This is a genomic window from Algibacter lectus, from assembly GCF_900112395.1.
GTDB classification, from domain to species: domain Bacteria; phylum Bacteroidota; class Bacteroidia; order Flavobacteriales; family Flavobacteriaceae; genus Algibacter; species Algibacter lectus.
In genome coordinates this window covers 1-18899 of record NZ_FOLN01000016.1, presented here as the reverse complement: position 1 = coordinate 18899, position 18899 = coordinate 1, and the positions used below count along the sequence as shown (strand labels likewise).

Annotated in this window: 17 protein-coding genes; 11 read left to right on the top strand and 6 right to left on the bottom strand. The window is 32.8% G+C overall.

The features are described from left to right. The first annotated feature begins 21 nt into the window (after positions 1 to 21). The 9 genes from BM246_RS19090 (at position 22) to BM246_RS19050 (ending at position 8291) form a co-directional block, all read left to right on the top strand. The gene (locus BM246_RS19090; protein WP_074940493.1) at positions 22 to 621 is read left to right on the top strand and encodes a thiamine phosphate synthase; all 600 of its coding nucleotides are present in this window, start codon (positions 22 to 24) and stop codon (positions 619 to 621) included. Next, positions 618 to 1370 (top strand): hydroxymethylpyrimidine/phosphomethylpyrimidine kinase, encoded by a 753-nt coding sequence (locus BM246_RS19085; protein WP_074940491.1) that lies wholly within the window; start codon positions 618 to 620, stop codon positions 1368 to 1370. Before BM246_RS19090 ends, BM246_RS19085 begins: the two co-directional genes overlap by 4 nt. Before the next feature lies 1 nt (position 1371). After that, positions 1372 to 2025 (top strand): thiamine phosphate synthase, encoded by a 654-nt coding sequence (thiE, locus tag BM246_RS19080; protein ID WP_074940488.1) that lies wholly within the window; start codon positions 1372 to 1374, stop codon positions 2023 to 2025. 35 nt (positions 2026 to 2060) lie between these two features. After that, positions 2061 to 2834, top strand: a complete 774-nt coding sequence (locus BM246_RS19075) for a thiazole synthase (protein ID WP_074940484.1) — start codon at positions 2061 to 2063, stop codon at positions 2832 to 2834. Between the two features lie 7 nt (positions 2835 to 2841). After that, positions 2842 to 3954 (top strand): 2-iminoacetate synthase ThiH, encoded by a 1113-nt coding sequence (gene thiH / locus BM246_RS19070; RefSeq protein ID WP_074940481.1) that lies wholly within the window; start codon positions 2842 to 2844, stop codon positions 3952 to 3954. Between the two features lie 65 nt (positions 3955 to 4019). Beyond that, positions 4020 to 4439 (top strand): thiol-disulfide oxidoreductase DCC family protein, encoded by a 420-nt coding sequence (locus BM246_RS19065; RefSeq protein WP_042499701.1) that lies wholly within the window; start codon positions 4020 to 4022, stop codon positions 4437 to 4439. Positions 4440 to 4532: 93 nt separating this feature from the next. After that, the gene (locus BM246_RS19060; protein ID WP_133968606.1) at positions 4533 to 4964 is read left to right on the top strand and encodes a hypothetical protein; all 432 of its coding nucleotides are present in this window, start codon (positions 4533 to 4535) and stop codon (positions 4962 to 4964) included. Between the two features lie 280 nt (positions 4965 to 5244). Continuing rightward, positions 5245 to 7695 carry a helix-turn-helix domain-containing protein gene (locus tag BM246_RS19055; protein WP_074940478.1) on the top strand — a complete coding sequence of 817 codons (2451 nt, stop codon included), beginning with the start codon at positions 5245 to 5247 and terminating at the stop codon, positions 7693 to 7695. A gap of 92 nt (positions 7696 to 7787) precedes the next feature. Continuing rightward, positions 7788 to 8291, top strand: coding sequence for a hypothetical protein (locus BM246_RS19050; protein WP_074940475.1), 504 nt, complete (start codon positions 7788 to 7790; stop codon positions 8289 to 8291). A gap of 13 nt (positions 8292 to 8304) precedes the next feature. On the opposite strand, the gene BM246_RS19045 is transcribed toward BM246_RS19050, so the two are convergent. The 5 genes from BM246_RS19045 to BM246_RS19025 all read right to left on the bottom strand — a co-directional run bounded on the left by BM246_RS19045 (position 8305) and on the right by BM246_RS19025 (position 14017). Then, entirely contained in the window at positions 8305 to 8538 is a 234-nt protein-coding gene (locus BM246_RS19045) for a DUF6095 family protein (RefSeq protein WP_139221936.1), read from the bottom strand. Next, positions 8522 to 9343: an N-acetylmuramic acid 6-phosphate etherase gene (gene murQ / locus BM246_RS19040; protein ID WP_074940551.1), complete on the bottom strand. Its 822-nt coding sequence runs from the start codon at positions 9341 to 9343 to the stop codon at positions 8522 to 8524. The genes BM246_RS19045 and murQ overlap by 17 nt, the downstream gene beginning before the upstream one ends. Before the next feature lie 151 nt (positions 9344 to 9494). Then, positions 9495 to 10310 carry a DUF4249 family protein gene (locus BM246_RS19035; protein WP_074940469.1) on the bottom strand — a complete coding sequence of 272 codons (816 nt, stop codon included), beginning with the start codon at positions 10308 to 10310 and terminating at the stop codon, positions 9495 to 9497. A 4-nt stretch (positions 10311 to 10314) separates the two neighbouring features. Next, positions 10315 to 12690 (bottom strand): TonB-dependent receptor, encoded by a 2376-nt coding sequence (locus BM246_RS19030; RefSeq protein WP_074940466.1) that lies wholly within the window; start codon positions 12688 to 12690, stop codon positions 10315 to 10317. A gap of 58 nt (positions 12691 to 12748) precedes the next feature. After that, a complete protein-coding gene (locus tag BM246_RS19025; protein ID WP_074940462.1) occupies positions 12749 to 14017 on the bottom strand; it encodes an MATE family efflux transporter in 1269 nt (422 codons plus the stop codon). 82 nt (positions 14018 to 14099) lie between these two features. Between BM246_RS19025 and BM246_RS19020 the strand changes: the two genes are divergently transcribed. After that, a complete protein-coding gene (locus tag BM246_RS19020; RefSeq protein ID WP_074940459.1) occupies positions 14100 to 15089 on the top strand; it encodes a helix-turn-helix transcriptional regulator in 990 nt (329 codons plus the stop codon). Positions 15090 to 15191: 102 nt separating this feature from the next. Next, complete coding sequence (locus tag BM246_RS19015) at positions 15192 to 15680, top strand: tetratricopeptide repeat protein (protein ID WP_074940455.1); 489 nt, start codon at positions 15192 to 15194, stop codon at positions 15678 to 15680. An 80-nt stretch (positions 15681 to 15760) separates the two neighbouring features. Here BM246_RS19015 and BM246_RS19010 read toward each other — a convergent pair whose 3' ends face one another. Continuing rightward, on the bottom strand, positions 15761 to 17971 hold the full coding sequence (locus tag BM246_RS19010; RefSeq protein ID WP_042505133.1) for an NADP-dependent isocitrate dehydrogenase: 2211 nt from the start codon (positions 17969 to 17971) through the stop codon (positions 15761 to 15763). Between the last annotated feature and the right edge of the window lie 928 nt (positions 17972 to 18899).

Below are 18899 nucleotides of genomic sequence, written 5' to 3'. Positions count from 1 at the left end.
TACAAAACACAACCATAAAAAATGATAGTCTTAATTTCACCAGAAAACGATATTCCAAACGAAATTGAAATACTTAATCAGTTATTTCAAGAAGGTTTACAATACTATCATTTTAGAAAACCTGAAAAAAATTACGACCAGCATTGTGCTTATTTAAATCAAATAGAGGCGCAATATCATAACCGCATTGTGGTACATTATTGTCATGAACTTGTTAATACATATCCATTAAAAGGTATTCATTTTCAAGAACAAAAACGAATAGACCATATTGATAATCCTGGGCAATATTTTAAAAACTTAAGCATGTATGGAAAAACCATTAGCTCATCTTTTCATGAAATTCAAGACCTTATTGACTGCGAATTCGAATTCGATTATCATTTATTAAGTCCGGTGTTTTCATCCATTTCAAAAGCAGGTTACGAAGGTCGTGGATTCGACGTTAATCATATTGACAAATTTATTGTTGGCATGGGTGGTATCAACACCGATACCTTATTAGAAACTTTCAAACTCGGTTTTAAAGGCGTTGGCGTTTTAGGTGGTGTTTGGAATACCGAAAACCCTGTAAAAAGTTTTATAGAATTACAAACAGCACATAGCAACATAAAACTTTGAAAAACAGACCAAACATATTAACCATTGCAGGTTTCGATCCCACAAACGGAGCCGGATTAACAGCCGATGTTAAAACATTCGAGGCCTTAAAATGTTATGGTTTATCTGTTTGCACGGCAAATACAGTACAAGACGATCAGGAATTTATCTCCTGCCACTGGATACCGGCTTCAATTATTTTAAATCAAATAGACGTTCTTTTTAATCGTTTTGAAATCAACTTTGTTAAAATTGGCATTGTAGAAAACTGGGATACTTTAGAAATTATCATCAATAAATTACACAGTTTAAACCCTGAAATAAAAATCATTTTAGATCCTATTTTAAAATCGAGTTCTAATTTTGATTTTCATAGTAACTATTCAGAAAAATTAGATATTATATTATCTAAAATCTATCTGCTCACGCCTAATTACGAAGAAATTCAACAATTATATCCAAAGAAAACGATTAGCGAAACTATTACACATATTCAATCTAAAACCAATCTGTTTTTAAAAGGCGGTCATCATCCGGAAAAATTAGGACAAGACGCGCTTCATCTTAAAAACAAAAAACATTTTATATTGAATACTAGGTCTAAAAATTGTACTGAAAAACATGGTAGCGGCTGTGTATTATCATCAGCAATAACAAGCTATTTAGCCTTGGAGTTTCCTATATTGAAAGCCTGTTTAAAAGGGAAACAATACACCGAAAAATTTTTAAGTTCTAATAGCACATTATTAGGCTTTCATTCAAAAAAATAACATGAAAACGACATTACATTACATATCGCAAGGTGCTACACCGCAAGACCATTTAAATAATATTCACAGTGCCTGCGCTGCAGGAGCCGAGTTGGTACAGTTACGCTTAAAAAAATCCAATCCTAAAACTATTTTAGAAACCGCGAAAAAGGCAAGAGAAATCACCAATCATTTTCAAACGCGTTTAATTATTAACGACCATTACAAAGTGGCCGTAGAAGTTAAAGCTGACGGTGTGCATTTAGGGAAAAAAGATGTTTGCCCAACCGTGGCTCGAAAAGCATTAGCTTCTTGGCAAATTATTGGTGGCACAGCAAATACGCTAGAAGATTGCCAAACACTTATCGATAAAAAAGTAGATTATATTGGTTTAGGCCCTTTTCGTTTTACAGAAACAAAAGATAATTTAAGTCCGGTATTGGGTGAAAAAGGTTATGCCGAAATCATCACAGCTTTAAACACAAAAACTCCAATTATTGCTATTGGTGGCATCACCTTAAATGATGTGTTAGACCTTATGATTACCGGCGTTTTTGGCATTGCAGTTTCGGGTGAAATTACACGTGATTTTAACAAAATAACAAAGTTTAAAGAACTAATTAACGGAGGAACAGCACCAGAACAACTTTGGAAACCTGAAGAACCCAAAAATTAAAAAAGCTCAACCCTTTAATAAAAGTTACTTTTATTATGAATGATAAATTACAAATAGCAGATAAAACTTTTTCCTCTAGACTGTTTACAGGCACCGGAAAATTTAGCTCCTCGACATTAATGAAATCCGCTTTATTGGCTTCGGAAAGTGAGTTAATCACTGTGGCACTAAAACGCGTCGATGTTCAAGATAAAGACGACGATATTTTGTCGCATTTAAATCATCCAAGAATTAATTTATTACCAAATACATCGGGTGTTCGCAATGCGAAAGAAGCCGTTTTTGCAGCACAATTATCGCGCGAAGCTTTAGAAACCAATTGGATTAAATTAGAAATTCACCCGGATCCAAAATATTTATTACCAGATCCCATTGAAACTCTAAAAGCTGCCGAAGCGTTAGTAAAATTAGGTTTTGTAGTAATGCCCTATATTCATGCCGACCCAGTATTATGCAAACGTTTAGAAGAAGTAGGCACGCAATGTGTAATGCCTTTAGGCGCTCCAATTGGCAGCAATAAAGGTTTAAAAACTCAGGATTTTCTAGAAATTATAATCGATCAAAGTAACGTCCCAGTCATTGTAGATGCAGGAATTGGCTCACCATCGCATGCCGCGTATGCTATGGAATTAGGAGCCGATGCCGTATTAGTAAATACCGCCATAGCCGTTTCGCAAAATCCAACAGCCATGGCCATCGCTTTTAAATTAGCCGTTGAAGCTGGGCGCATGGCACACCAAGCAACATTAGCACCTATTGTACATAAAAAAGCCGAAGCTAGTAGTCCGTTAACCAGTTTTTTGAATTAATAAAACCATGAGCAGCTTTACAGACACTTTTAATACATATAATTGGGATGACACCCTACAAAGCATTTTTTCTAAAACAGAAAGCGATGTACTACGTGCTTTAGGTAATTCTAAACGCGATTTAGAAGATTTTAGAGCCCTAATTTCTCCTGCTGCAAAGCCCTATTTAGAAGATATGGCACAGCTTAGTAGAGCATTAACTAAAAAACGTTTCGGGAATACCATACAAATGTATTCGCCTATGTATTTAAGTAACGAATGCCAAAACATTTGTACTTATTGCGGCTTTAGCATGACGAATAAAATTCCACGTAGAACGTTAACTGATACTGAAATTTTAAAAGAAGTTGCTTATATAAAATCTAAAGGCTACGACCATATTTTACTGGTTACTGGCGAAGCGAATAAAACGGTTGGTGTCGAGTATATAAAAAATGCGCTTCAACTCATCCGTTCACATTTTTCGAATATTACCATTGAAGTACAGCCTTTAGACCAAAAAGACTATGAAGAATTGATAGACAACGGACTATTTGCTGTTTTAGTTTATCAAGAAACGTATCATCGAGACGAGTATAAAAAACATCACCCAAAAGGGAAAAAATCTAACTTCAATTATAGATTAGAAACGCCCGATCGCTTAGGTAAAGCAGGAATTCATAAAATTGGATTAGGAGCTTTATTTGGTTTAGAAGATTGGCGTGCCGATAGTTTTTTTACAGCCTTACATTTAAAATATTTACAAAAAACGTACTGGAAAACAAAATACTCCATTTCTTTCCCGAGACTTCGCCCCCATTCTGGCGGTTTAGATCCTAAGGTAGAAATGACCGATCCCGATTTAGTACAGCTTATTTGCGCTTTTCGATTATTAGACGAAGATGTGGAGTTATCCATGTCGACACGCGAGAGTGAAGTATTTAGAAATAATATTGTAAATCTTGGCGTAACCTCCATAAGTGCCGAATCTAAAACCAACCCTGGTGGTTATGCCGTAGCTCCAGAATCTTTAGAGCAGTTTGAAATTTCGGATGAGCGTTCTACAGAAGCCGTGGCTAGCATGCTAAAATCTAAAGGATTGGAAGTAGTTTGGAAAGATTGGGCTAATAATTGGGAATAAAATAAACGTTGCATTTAAGCGGTTTTAATTGCTTTGAAAGCCATTAAAAATGGTATTTTTGCATTATGAATTTCGGAGTCCCTAAGCAGAAAAAACTGATACTATTTGATGGGGTTTGCAACCTTTGCAACAGTAGTGTACAGTATGTAATAAAACGCGATAAAAAAGAACAATTCTTGTTTACCGCACTACAGAGTGACACTGGAAAACAAATACTTAACCAGTATAAAATTGACACAGCCAAAATAGATTCTATTTTACTTTATACACCAGAAAAAGGGATTAATTACAAATCTACCGCAGCCCTAAAAGTAGCGACTTCTCTTGGTTTTCCTGTAAATTTAATGGCTATATTTTTTATAGTCCCTACTTTTATTAGAAATTGGGTTTACGATTTTATAGCAAAAAACAGATACAAATGGTATGGCAAAAAAGAATCTTGTATGATACCAACTCCTGAATTAAAAAATCGGTTTTTAGATTAAGCTTCTACTCTACCAAATTATTTACTTAAATTAAATATCACTTTTACACGCAACCTTTTTGTTATCTAACTATCTATAAATAAACATAAAGTTATGATGAAAAAAATAGTTTGCTTGGCTTTAATGACGTTATTTATGTCCTGCAACAATAGTGACGACGAGCTCGATTGCTCGGCTGTCTTATGTGTGCAACCTTCTATTTTTATTAATTTGATTGACTCTGAAACCAACGAAAACCTTGTACTTCAAAATAATATTTCTAATGAAGATATTTTGATACTAAACAAAACAGAAACAGAACAAGAGTTTAATATTATAGAATCGAATGGTTTATTATCTATTCCGAAAAGTTTACTTACTGGGAGCTTAGATATTAATATAAACTCAGTACATGTAGCTTTTGTAAATTACGATACATCGATTCCGGAAACCGATACATGCTGTGATTCTGGAAATCTTATTAATGTTTCCGTTACCGATAAAACCTTTGAGTTAGATAACAATACGGTTACTATTTTTTTATAGCACTTACCTCTAGTAGAACTTCTTTTTTTTAGAAATTAAGCCTACAACCATGACGGATTGTTGCGGGAGCGATAGCAGCGGCATCCTTTTTGTAAAGCTTAAAATAGACCGAAACTTCATTCTTTATATAATTTTTAATTAATTGTTTAAATAATAAAATTGGTACTAATCTGCTTTATAAAAAGATACAGCGAATAGCGCGGTTTTTATTTTTCTTAAAAACCCGCCCAAAAAAATTTTGAAATTATGTATCTTCCTTTCCGATTTTGAACAATGATTAATGGCAGATAATAAAGAATTAGAATTGGCTTGGGAATTTGTGAACAACACAAATCGGTCGATTTTTTTAACGGGAAAAGCGGGAACAGGAAAAACAACGTTTTTACACCGACTAAAAATGGATTGCTTGAAGCGTTTAGTGGTGGTAGCACCAACAGGCGTGGCGGCAATAAATGCAAAGGGCGTAACGATACACTCGTTTTTTCAGATGCCTTTTGGTCCTATTTTACCAGACACTGACTTGAATGCCTCAAAAAGTTTTAATCGAAAATTTAATAAAACTAAAATTGATATTATTAGGTCTATGGACCTTTTGGTTATTGATGAAATTAGTATGGTACGTGCCGATTTACTAGATGGTATTGACCGTACTTTGCGCCGTTTTAAAGACAGAAATAAGGTTTTTGGAGGTGTACAAGTACTTATGATTGGTGATTTGCAACAGCTTTCGCCAGTGATTAAAGAAAGTGAATGGCATTTACTAAAACCGTTTTACAAAAACGGGTTCTTTTTTAGCAGCCACGCCTACCAAGAATGCAATGCCGTAACTATTGAATTAAAACATATTTACCGCCAAGATAACCCGACGTTTATTAATATTTTGAATGAAATAAGAAATAATGTGCTTTCGGAAGCTTCGGCAGCGGAATTAAACAAAAGATATATCCCCGATTTTACACCAGAGCCTGATGCTGGGTATATTTCGTTAACCACGCACAATAATAAAGCAGAGGCGACAAATATTACAGAGTTAAACAAAATTGATGGCCAAAACAGGTTTTACCAAGCCAAGGTTGAAGGAAAGTTTCCTGAGTATGCTTACCCAAACAATGAAGCTTTAGAGCTTAAGGTTGGCGCACAGGTAATGTTTGTAAAGAATGACAGTAGCCCTGAGAAGCGCTATTTTAATGGAAAAATTGGAAAAGTTATTCATTTAGATCAGGATGAAGTTATTGTACATTGCCCTGATGATGAGTTTAGCATTGTTACAAAACCTGAAGTTTGGGAAAATATAAATTACACCGTTGATAAGGAAACCAAAGCTATTTCGGAGAACAAAATTGGCTCTTACACCCAAATGCCATTGCGTTTAGCGTGGTCTATTACCATACACAAAAGTCAAGGTTTAACCTTTGAAAAAGCTATAATTGATGCGCAAGGTGCCTTTGCACATGGGCAAACTTATGTGGCGCTAAGTCGATGTAAATCGTTGGAAGGTTTGGTGCTAAAAAGTAAAATACATTCGAGCCAGATTATTAGTGATGCCAACGTCATTACGTTTAATAAAAACGCTGAAGCCAATGAACCAGACGAAGCTGTTTTAGAGCTGTCTCAGAAAAATTTTCAACTGGATTTAATTGTTGAAATGTTTGATTTCTATCCGTTTTTATATCCTGCAAACCGTATTTTGGATATATATTATAAAAACCGAGGTAGTATTGAAGGACAAGTTGAAACTCCACTACTCACCATAAAAACAGCGATTACTAACTTTTTAAAAGTGAGTACAGGTTTTAATGCTCAGTTAAAAGAGTTATCTAAAACAGAGCCTCTACCAGATATAAGTGATGTAATACAAGAACGCTTTAAAAAGGCCGTTGCTTATTTTAAAAATCAAATTGAAACGCATTTTGTAACACCCTTAAAGTCGTTTGGCTATACTACAGACAATAAAGCCATTGATAACGATTTAGCTAAAGCAGTTGATTTATTGGAAGAATTACTGGCTGCGAAACTTTTATTTTTTAACGGTTTAACAGATGGGTTTTCGTCCAAATCATTTTTAGAATTAAGAGCAAAATCTAAATTTTTAGCGAAAGACAAACCTAAAAAATCAAGAAAGACTGTTATTGACGGTACTGCAAATGTAGAATTATTTGAATTACTACGTGTGCTTAGAAATGAAATTGCAGAGAAAAACGATTTAATACATTACCAGGTTTTTAACCAAAAAACTCTTTATGAAATGTGTGAAACCTTGCCTTTAAATAAAGCCGAATTGCTTGAAATAAACGGAATGGGGAAAACACGTGTGGAGAAATACGGTACCGATATTTTGAAGGTAATTAGAGGTTATTGTGATGAAAATGATATTGATACCTCTGCTGATAAAATAGATTTTACTGAGGAAAAAGTAGCAGAAAAACCTAAAGCACCAAAGGTTGACACAAAGAAAGTATCGTTAGATTTATTTAAATCTGGTAAATCTATTGATGAAATTGAGGATGAACGTGAACTTACGAGAACCACAATTCTTAGACATTTATCTCATTTTATTGATTCGGGTGAAGTAAAAATTAGCGATTTAATGCCGATAGAACACTACAATGAATTGAAAAAAATAATTCCGAAGAAAAAATTTGAAAGCCTAACGGAATTAAAACAATTAGTTGACGATAAATATACCTACGAAGAGTTACGTTTGGTATTAAGAGCTTTAAATGATGCTTAACTTAATAGCACGTATTTATTTTTTTGTAAGGAATATGATGTTTAAAGACTAAAAACAACTCATTTCGTACTTAAATTATTATTTTAGTGTCCATGGATATAATTATTGCATCAAGTTTAAAAACATTACAAAAGGCAGAACTACTATTACATAACTTATGCGATGCCAATTTATGTGATGCATCGGTTGCTCCATACTACTCGAGTATTGGCTCTCATATTCGTCATATTTTAGACTTCTATAATTGTATTTTTAATATGAATGAAAATCTAGAGGTTGATTTAACTGCACGATGTAGAAATACAGATGTAGAAAACCAATGCCATGCTGCGTTAAACTATTTAAATATTACTAAAGAAAAATTACAATCTTTAGATATTGATGTAAACTCTAAAATAACTGTTATTGACGATTTAGGCTTGGGTAAAACCGAAATGGCTTATACGTATGCCGCTTTATTATCCCAGGCCAATAGCCATACCATCCATCATTACGCCATTATAAGCTATATTATGAATGGTTTGAAAATTGAGCTAGAAGATTGTGAATTTGGATACAACCCAACGACTCCTAAAGCCGCTTCAGAAAAATGTTAATTGATTAGCCTTGTTATTTTTTAAACATACTATTCATAATTAACCTGATGCCTTTAAAAATTAAAAACACCGCAAAAGCACATATTAAAAGCCCCACAGCTAAAAGCGGAATATAAAGCTTATTTTCTGGTTGACTTAAAGCCATACTCAATATTATGGGTCCCATAAAGAGTGTTAATACTGCAAAAATCATGGTTTTTATACCTTTATAAAGTAATACTTTGTCTGTTCTATTTTCGTCCATCATTATAATTTTGAATTGCTAATCTTACGTTTTTGTATGTTTGAAGTAATTTTTCAGCTTCGGTTCTTGGAATATTAAGTTCCGCCATAATCATTTTTGTTCCACGATCAAAAAGCTTGTTATTGCTTAATTGCATGTCGACCATTTTATTCCCTTTAATATGCCCCAACTGGATCATGGTTGATGTGGTTATCATATTCATCACTAGTTTTTGAGCCGTTCCTGCTTTCATCCTAGAACTCCCCGTTACAAACTCTGGACCTACAATAGGTTCTACAGGAAACTGAGCCGTTAGAGACAACGGGCTATTTTTATTACAAGAAATACATCCTGTAATAATATTATTCTCATTACATTGCTCTAAAGCAGCAATAACGTAAGGCGTTGTGCCCGAGGCAGCAATACCGACAACTACGTCTTTATCTGTAATGTTATGTTGTTTTAAATCTTCCCAACCCTGGGTTAGTGAATCTTCGGCAAACTCCACAGCATGCCTAATAGCATGATCGCCACCAGCTATAAGCCCAATAACTAGATCTGGGGATACACCAAATGTTGGAGGACATTCTGAAGCGTCTAAAATACCCAAACGGCCGCTAGTACCTGCTCCCATGTAAAATAAACGTCCGCCTTGTTTCAATTTAGAAACAATTTGTTCTACTAATTTTTCTATTTGTGGTAATGCTTTCTCAACCGCTAATGGTACACTTTTATCTTCCTTATTTATACTATTTAATAATTCAGAAAGATTCATCTTTTCAAGATGATTATAATTAGAATCTTGTTCTGTAGTTTTTGTGAATTTCATCATATTTCAAAAATATGAATTATTGAGGTCTTAACCGTAAAGAACATCCTCAACTTCTATCTTTTTATCATTTATAAAATCATAGAGCTTAAGTTGTCTCAATATGTAATAATCTTGCCAGAAATTTTCAAGAGAATTTAATTTTTAAATATTATTCCACAGTATAATTCAGCACCGAAACTTCCGAAGCTCTAAAATACCCGAAAGGGTAATTATCTGGATTTGTTTCGTTTACACAATTTCCACGAACTGTAGCTGGTTGTGTTTCAAAAGGATCGCCACCAGTATCATCTGTTTGCTGTAATAAAACCACCATATACTCATAAAACCGTTCGGAAATTCCGTTATTATATACAGTTAATTCTGAGCCAGCCTCCAAATCTTCATCTGTGTAAAAAGCAAAAATCTCATTTCCATCTGTAAATTCATCATCATAAACTTCTAGACTTACACTATTAGTTTCCTGTATATCAAATTCAAATAAATAATAGTTACCCATACCTTCTGGGTCGGTATAATATGCTTTTAACTCTATTTCATCTCCAGAAAAACCGCCATCATTTTTTTGCTCAACGCGATCTATATCTGCCACAGCCATTAACTGCTCTGTGCCTCTATAAATTTCATCGTTATAATTAATACTAAGTGTATAAACGCCATTAATTTCTGGTATAAATGCATTATTGACATAAATACCGGTATCTCCATCTTCAATAAAGTTAAAGTTATTATTGTTTGTATCTGTAACCGTTACAACGGCACCATTTGCAGGCGGTACTTCTAGATCGTAAAAGGGAGCGCTTAATGTTAACCTTATAAATTGATTTTTACCGTCGGTACCTTTAATCCATTTAAGCGAAGCATCAATAACTAAACGTGGCTCGGCAGAGTTTAATTCTAAATCTATAACGTCTTCACAAGCTGTAAAACTTAAACTTATAAGTAATATATATATAATTTTATTCATGATATTAAAATTTGAAATTGTAAGAAACTGAAGGAATAATTCCAAAAATGGCCAATCTATTCGCTTCATTAGCACCCGTATCTTGATTGGCACTAAAGGAAACAGAAGCTGCATTTTTTCTGTTATAAGCATTATAAATTCCAAAAACCCAATAGCTTTGTAAACCCGATTTCTTCTCTGGTTTAGCTGTATAAGTAGCTGAAATATCTAAACGATGATAAACAGGCAATCTATCTGCATTTCTATTATTGTAACTAGGCACAGTTACACCATTGTATTGATATTGACCATTTGGAAATGTAGCCGGTTGCCCAGTTTGAAATAAAAAGTTACCGTTTAATTTCCATTTTTCATTTAAATCATAACTTCCGGTAAGCGAGATATCATGTGTTTTATCATAAGGTGTATTGTACCAATTTCCATTATTAATTCCTATTTCATTGGAAGTCCTTCCTTCTGTTTGCTGTTCTGATTTAGACAACGTATAGGCTAACCATCCTTTAAAACGACCTTCATTTTTTCTGAATAAAACCTCTAAACCATAAGCCCTTGCTTTTCCGTTTAGCACCACTTGCTCAATGGCATTGTTGGCAACCAAATCGGCACCATCTATATAATCAATTCTATTCTTTATCGTTTTATAAAAACTTTCAACTTCCAAAGAATATTTACTATCATTAAATTCTTTAAAATACCCAACAGCATATTGATCTAATAATTGTGGTTTAATATATTTTCCACTCGGCGTCCAAACATCTAAAGGTGTTGGAGAATTTGTGTTGGAAAGCAAGTGCAAATACTGTGTCATTCTATTATAACTAGCCTTTAAGGAAGACACTGTATTAAGTTGGTAAGCCACGGAAGCACGTGGTTCTAGATTAACAAAACGTTCTATAACATCACTCCTATCAAAGGTTTCAGTATCTATAGGGTTTGCCTTTTCGTAAATTTGAAAATCCTCATTAAAAACAACAGCTTGGTCGTTTTCATAAACATTAAGTTCATCTTGACCTAAACGGTGAAACGTGCTTAAACGCAAACCATAAGACAATGATAATTTATCGGAAACCTTATGTTCAGCATCTAAATAGATAGCATTCTCAAAAGCATATTTTTGAGTTAATTTAAATGGGTTAATGCCAGAACTTTCTACCGTTGGCTTGATATCACCTGGATTAAAGGCATAATAAATACTATTTAAACCGTATTGTAATTTTATTTTATTGGTTAGATAATGTTTGAAATCGTACTTTAAATTAAAATTTTGAATGCCAGAATTCCAATCGAATTCTACAAAATTAAGTTTTAGTCCGTAGTAATAATCGGAATAAATTAGTGATAGGTTTGAAAATATTTTATCGGAAAATAAATGATTCCATCTAAAGTTTAAGACTGAATTACCATAGGTATTTTCGAAAGTATCAGCAATACTGAATACATCTCGTCCAAAATACCCCGAGAAATACACATTATTATTATCGTCTATTTTATAACTCAATTTGGTGTTTAAATCGTAGAAATAAGCTTTATTATCTAAATCAAAAAGTGGTAAAAACAAATGCGCATAACTAGATCGTCCTCCTAATAAAAACGAACCTTTATCTTTTTCTAAAGGACCTTCAAGCAATAATCGACTCGATACTATACCAATACCACCATTAGCATGAAACTCTTTACTATTACCTTCTTTTTGATAAATATCTAAAACCGATGAAACACGCCCACCATATCTAGCAGGAATACCTCCTTTATAAAGTTTTAAATCTTTAATTGCATCAGGATTAAATACTGAGAAAAAACCAAATAAATGCGACGAATTATAAATGGTCGCTTCATCTAAAAGAATTAAATTCTGATCGGCCGCACCACCACGAACATTAAATCCGGAAGCCGCTTCTCCAGCTGTTGTAACACCTGGTAACAACGTAATAGCTTTAATAATATCGGCCTCACCTAGTACTACTGGTATTTCTTTTATAGTAGTAGAACTCAATTTATTTACACTCATTTGTGGAGCTTTAATATTGAGCTTTTCGATGTTTTCGGTAATTACAACTTCATCCAAACTTTCTAAAGTATCAGTTAAACTGAAGTTTTTAACCACATCGCCAGTAAGTTCTACCGTTTCAACAATGGTGTTAAAACCTAAATAGCTTACCGCTAGTTTATAAGTACCTTCAGATAGCGTAATGGAATAAAAACCATATTCGTTAGTTGTGGTTCCTGACTGTATTTCGGGAAAAATAATATTGACCCCAATTAAGGTTTCATTACTACTTGCTTCAGAAATGGTTCCGCTTATTGTAAATTTACTTTGTGCATTTAGGGAAAGACTAAAAAAAGAACAAGCTATAATTAGCCACAAGAAAAGGTTTTTCATTAAGGGAATTTTTTATAAAAATAAATAAAAGCATCTAACTTATAATCATTTCCATGTATTATTTCGTTTTATTCAGTAAAAGCAACCACATATCTTGTCTGTAAGATTTAAATAAGAAAACAAACACAATATTGGTTACAAAATGACTTAATAAAAGTGCAAAAGCTGCTCCAATAAGATGATATTTTGGAATGAATAAAAAACACAACAAGGCATTTACTGCACAACCCAAAATAAAGCGGTAAACATTTCGATTTAATTTATTCTGATTCACCAAATGCTTTTCAAACAACATACCTACAAAAACAAATATAGGTGCCCAAGCAAAAATTTTTAGTGGGGTTTTGGCTGCTTCAAAGCTTTTATCATATTGAGTCGATATTACATAATCTCCTAAAAAAGTATAAAATAGTCCAATACAGATACCGAAAACACTAACCACTGTAAGCATAAACTTCAAGCGTTTGGCGTATAAAATTTTATCTTCTAAATAACATTCAGCTAAAGCTGGATATAAGCCATAGATAAAAGCTGCTCCGATACTCCATGTAATAAAAATAACCAAAAAATTTACCACGGAAAACACACCATTTGCTGCGCTTCCTAAATATGTGTTGATAAAAAAATCGTCTATAGCTAAGTAAAAAACTATTATAAAATTAGTGAGTAATAAAGGTAAAGCTGAAACCAATAAATCTTTAGCCAATGGAAAAGACCAAGATAATTTGGTAAGATTTAATTCTTTTGAATAGACAATAACACCAAAATAAATAAGGGTTTGCATAGCGAATTCAAAAAACAAAACTCCTGCAAAATAAAATGCACCAAAATTACGCTCCACTCCATAATACTGAACAATTAATACAAGTATTAATGTTATAACTTTACAGATAAACACGTATTTATATTTTTTCTTAGCAACAAAAAAGTATTCTATAACATCACTAATTCTAAACAGATAACTAAACGCTATAATTAAAACAATAAAAGTGATTTCACTTGTATTTGTAAAATAAGTATAGATTAATAAACACAGTGAAAGTAGCACAAAACTGCATAAGCGAAGTAGTAAAGTGGTGCCAATAATTTGGTTTTTCATTTTAGGTTTAAACACTAATTCACGAATACATATAGCCGATAAACCAAGAAAGAAAAAAGGCGCTAATACACCAACAATGGCCTTTGAAATTTCTAATTCGCCCGAATTGAACGCACCTAAACTATTAAAAATTTTAGGGGTAATATAAATCCCTACAATTAACTGACAAACTTTTTCTATTATATACCATTTGGCATTTGCGAAATCTTTTTTACTGAATAAACTCAACGGGCATTTTTTGGCTAAAATAGCACTATATCATAAGTTTTCAACAAATTTTATTATCTTGGAAACTTCAAACCCCTATTTGATGACCCCAGATTTTATTAGAAAATTTCATATCTATGAAATATTAGCTACCACTTCTATCAATAATTGCAAGTCTAGAAAAGAGATAATCAGCATATTAGAAAAAATATATTTAGATTATCATCTTGGCGATAAGCTATACCAAGGTTTATTGGTAAGTAATGAAAAGACAATAAGCCGAGATGTAAAAGATATCGAATCCTTTTTTGGAGTAGAAATTGAACATATTAGGCACAAAGGCCATTATATGGTCAATCAATCGGTAATAACTAAAACGCACCGTACAGTTTTCGATAAAATGGAATTATTTTTAGCGAGCCACAAAGAGCGCCAATGGTCTCCTTATATTACCACCGAAGAATCCTCTTTAAACACCGAAATCAATATTTTAGGTTTAGTTAAAGCCATAGAACGTAAAGTTTATATTAAAATTAATTATGAAGGCTGGTATGACGACGACCGGTTTACTGAAATTAAACAAGCTAAAGTTCAGCCTCTACATATAAAAGAAGCCAATAAAGCTTGGTATTTATTAGTTTATAATGAAGCTATTGGCGTAAAAGTACTTTGTTTAGATAAACGTGTTTCTAATATTACAATTACTGAAGAATTTGTACAAGAACCTTATTCTTTTGACGAGTCTCTTTACTTTAAAGATGCCTTCGGAATTTTAAATAATGATATTAAAACCGAAACTATTAGACTAAAGGTAGCAAACCACCACTTTAAATATTTAGAATCTAAACCACTCCACCATTCTCAAATTATTATAAGCCGTCCCGTTAAAATGAATACTGACGTTTTAGATTATACAGACGAAGATATCTTTGGTGAAATTTTGGTAACTCTAAAACCAAATTACGAGTTCCTCATTGAGTTATTTAAATTTAATATGTGGGTAAAAGTTATAGAACCACACTGGTTAATAGAAACGATTGTAGAACAACATGATTTTATCTTACAACACTATTATTCTGATTTTATTCGTTAAACAACTTCTTATAAGTCCTCTTTTTTATTTCATTCCTTAACCGGACATGTATTGTCTAGTTGCTCTTTTTATTTGTACAATAAACACTTAAAAAGGATAGCTATGATAAAGTTATATAAAAGTATAACGTCATGCGTTTTGTTTTTATTACTATGTAATTGTGGTTCAAGATTTTCAGAACAAGACCAACTTAGGGTCTACGACTACTATATAAAAAAAGCAAATCAATATAATGCCATAGAAGACTATAGAACAGCAATTAAATATAGTGATAAAGCCATTGACATTACAGACACCTTAGCTATAGCTTTTAAAGTAAAAGGAATTGCTTTATATCACTTAAACGTTCTCGATGATGCACTAGTCAACTTTGATCAAGTTATTAGCTTAGAAGGCGAAAAATCAGATGTTTTTAAAAATCGTGCTATAATTCATTTAAAAAATGATGACACCTATTTTTTAAACGATATTGAAACTTACCTCGATACTCACCCCTATGATGATGAAGCTATAAATATGAGAGCAGCATATTATCAAGATGCTTTCAACTACGCCAATGAAATGGCCTTCAGAACTATTAAGTACAATTAGAAATCAAACCAATTTTTTATAAAACAAAAAAAGCACCCAAATGGGTGCTTTTTTATAATTTGAAACAATTTAAAATGCTCTTAGTTTAAAATAGCATTAAATGTTTTACTTGGTCTCATTGCGTTATTAATTAAATCCTCATTAGGCTCATAATAACCACCTAAATCAACAGATACACCTTGGATATCATTCAATTCTTTTACAATAACAGCTTCATTATCTACTAATTGTTTAGCTATTGGAGCAAACTCTGCTTTTAACTCAGCATCTTCATTTTGATTTGCTAATTCTTGTGCCCAATACATAGCTAAATAAAAGTGACTACCTCTATTATCCAACTCGCCAACTTTTCTAGAAGGTCCTTTTCTGTTTTCTAATAATTTATCAGTAGCATTATCAAGAGCTTCACCTAAAACTTTAGCTTTAGAGTTACTATTTGCTAAACTAAAATGCTCTAAAGAAACGGCAAGCGCCAAAAATTCACCTAAAGAATCCCAACGTAAGTGATTTTCTTCTAGTAGTTGTTGCACGTGCTTTGGTGCAGAACCACCTGCTCCAGTTTCAAATAATCCACCACCATTCATTAATGGTACAATAGATAACATTTTTGCACTAGTACCTACTTCTAAAATCGGAAATAAATCGGTTAAATAATCACGTAATACATTTCCAGAAACAGAAATAGTGTCTTTACCATCTTTTAAGCGTTCGCAAGTAAAAAGGGTAGCATCTATAGGAGATAATATACGTAAATCTAAACCAGTTGTATCATGATCCTTTAGGTATAAATTCACCTTCTTAATAAGTTCAACATCATGCGCTCTATTATCGTCTAACCAAAATACAGCTGGAGTTTCAGATGCTCTAGCACGAGTTACAGCCAATTTAACCCAGTCTTGGATTGGTGCATCTTTAGCTTGGCACATTCTCCAAATATCTCCTGCCTCAACCGTATGCTCCAATAAAGTAGCTCCAAAAGCATCAATAACTTTTACAACACCATTAGAAGGGATTTCAAAAGTTTTATCATGAGAGCCGTATTCTTCAGCTTTTTGAGCCATTAAACCTACATTAGGCACAGTTCCCATTGTAGTTGGATCAAAAGCACCGTGTTTTTTACAGAAATCAATAGTGGCAGTATAAATACCTGCATAACTACTATCAGGAATTACCGCTTTAGTATCCTGAAGTTTACCTGCCGCGTTCCACATTTGTCCAGACGTACGAATCATTGCTGGCATAGACGCATCAATAATAACATCACTAGGTACGTGCAAATTAGTAATACCTTTATCGCTATTTACCATAGCTAAATCTGCACCATTTTCAAAAGCGGCGTCAATAGCTGCCTTAATTTCAGTTTGCTGTGCTTCTGGTAATTCTTTTAAACCATCAACTAAATTTCCATATCCGTTATTTACATCAACTCCAATTTCGTCAAAAGTTTCTCCGTATTTTTCAAAAACATCTTTTAAATATACACGAACTGCGTGACCAAAAATAATAGGATCACTCACCTTCATCATTGTTGCTTTCATGTGTAAAGACAACAATACACCCTCTGCTTTAGCATTTGCAAATTCAGTTTCAAAAAACTCAATTAAAGCTTTTTTACTTAAAACAGTTGCGTCGATAATTTCCCCCTTTAAAAGAGCCAAATTATCTTTTAACACAGTTACATTTCCGTTGGTATCGGTGTGCTCAATTTTTATACTTGTTGCTTCTGGTAATGTTACCGATTTCTCATTGTGAGCAAAATCGCCAGCATCCATAGTTGCTACATGTGTTTTAGAATCGCTAGACCACGCTCCCATTGAATGCGGATTGTTTTTAGCGTAATTTTTAACAGCTTTTGGTGCACGTCGATCACTGTTACCTTCACGTAATACAGGATTTACAGCACTTCCTTTAATTTTATCGTAACGAGACTTAACTTCCTTTTCTGCATCTGTTTTAGGCTCATCTGGGTAACTAGGAATAGCAAAACCTTGGCTTTGTAATTCAGAAATAGCTGCCTTTAACTGCGGTATAGACGCACTAATATTTGGTAATTTAATAATATTAGCCTCAGGTTGTTTTGCTAAATCTCCAAGAAAAGCCAAATCATCCGAAACTTTTTGATCTTCCTTTAAAAAATCAGGAAAAACGGCTAAAATTCTTGCAGCTAACGAAATATCTTTCGTTTCAATTTCAATTCCCGCCGATTTTACAAAAGTTTGAACAATAGGTAAAAAAGAACGTGTTGCTAAAGCCGGAGCTTCGTCCGTTTTCGTGTAAATAATTTTAGACATTCGTGTGATGTTTTGTGAGTTATTATATCTAAAAAATGGATAGTAATAAAAAGATGCCATTTTTTGCGTTGCGAATATACAAAAATTGAGTTTTAAATTGCCTCATTTTTGACACGAAAGGAGATAAAGCATAGCAGATTTGTAACAATTCTTCATAAAACCCATATTATTCACAAAATAAAAATAAAGCAAAAAAAATTTAAGAATTCCACAATAAATCATTATTAAAAGTACGAGTTTTTAAGAAAAATTAAAAAACGCGCTATCCGCTACATCTATTTGTGCATTTACCTTTTCGTATAAGTATTTCGGCTACTTTACTCAATTACAAATAGTAACACTAAAACAGAATAAGCGTTTTACCCAGAAAGGATGCCACTACTATCGCTCTCGCTCCCATCTGCAAAAGTTTGATTTCTATCAAAAATTACAAGACGTTTTTGCTCAAAAAACCTCTTGTTTTTGAAAAGAATTAGCCTAATTTATACGCAAATTTTTCGATTAATTAAATAACTAGATTAGCAAGAAAAAAACAATTTTTTAATTAATTTAAAAACAAAAAAAATATTTAGAATGAAAAGCATGGGGATATAATAAAATTTGATCAAAATGAATCTAATTATAAAAGCAAAATTACATTCTAATAAAATGAAATCATATAAACAACTTTACAATTAAGTTTGGAAGATTATATTACCTAGTATTCAAAATCATCATTAAGCTCCTTAAACGGCCTTATTAGCCCTCTTTTAGTTAGAAAAAATAAATCTTAAACTAACTTCCCTCATAATTAAACAATCTCATCAGGGTTGAACCTCCATGATTACGCAACAAACTCATATTGAAGAAAATAAAAAAGCAATTATAAATTATAAACAACTCATTCAATACACTTTACCTTTGGTTATTTAGGTTGAGTTTAGCACAA

Excerpts from the sequence above, each read along its gene's own strand:
- thiH (WP_074940481.1), top strand. The coding sequence starts at position 2,842 with ATGAGCAGCTTTACAGACACTTTTAATACATATAATTGGGATGACACC.
- BM246_RS19060 (WP_133968606.1), top strand. The coding sequence starts at position 4,533 with ATGATGAAAAAAATAGTTTGCTTGGCTTTAATGACGTTATTTATGTCC.
- BM246_RS19075 (WP_074940484.1), top strand. The coding sequence starts at position 2,061 with ATGAATGATAAATTACAAATAGCAGATAAAACTTTTTCCTCTAGACTG.
- BM246_RS19015 (WP_074940455.1), top strand. The coding sequence starts at position 15,192 with ATGATAAAGTTATATAAAAGTATAACGTCATGCGTTTTGTTTTTATTA.
- thiE (WP_074940488.1), top strand. The coding sequence starts at position 1,372 with ATGAAAACGACATTACATTACATATCGCAAGGTGCTACACCGCAAGAC.
- BM246_RS19010 (WP_042505133.1), bottom strand. The coding sequence starts at position 17,971 with ATGTCTAAAATTATTTACACGAAAACGGACGAAGCTCCGGCTTTAGCA.
- BM246_RS19020 (WP_074940459.1), top strand. The coding sequence starts at position 14,100 with ATGACCCCAGATTTTATTAGAAAATTTCATATCTATGAAATATTAGCT.
- BM246_RS19045 (WP_139221936.1), bottom strand. The coding sequence starts at position 8,538 with ATGATGGACGAAAATAGAACAGACAAAGTATTACTTTATAAAGGTATA.
- BM246_RS19055 (WP_074940478.1), top strand. The coding sequence starts at position 5,245 with ATGGCAGATAATAAAGAATTAGAATTGGCTTGGGAATTTGTGAACAAC.
- BM246_RS19065 (WP_042499701.1), top strand. The coding sequence starts at position 4,020 with ATGAATTTCGGAGTCCCTAAGCAGAAAAAACTGATACTATTTGATGGG.
- BM246_RS19035 (WP_074940469.1), bottom strand. The coding sequence starts at position 10,310 with ATGAATAAAATTATATATATATTACTTATAAGTTTAAGTTTTACAGCT.
- BM246_RS19050 (WP_074940475.1), top strand. The coding sequence starts at position 7,788 with ATGGATATAATTATTGCATCAAGTTTAAAAACATTACAAAAGGCAGAA.
- murQ (WP_074940551.1), bottom strand. The coding sequence starts at position 9,343 with ATGAAATTCACAAAAACTACAGAACAAGATTCTAATTATAATCATCTT.
- BM246_RS19030 (WP_074940466.1), bottom strand. The coding sequence starts at position 12,690 with ATGAAAAACCTTTTCTTGTGGCTAATTATAGCTTGTTCTTTTTTTAGT.
- BM246_RS19090 (WP_074940493.1), top strand. The coding sequence starts at position 22 with ATGATAGTCTTAATTTCACCAGAAAACGATATTCCAAACGAAATTGAA.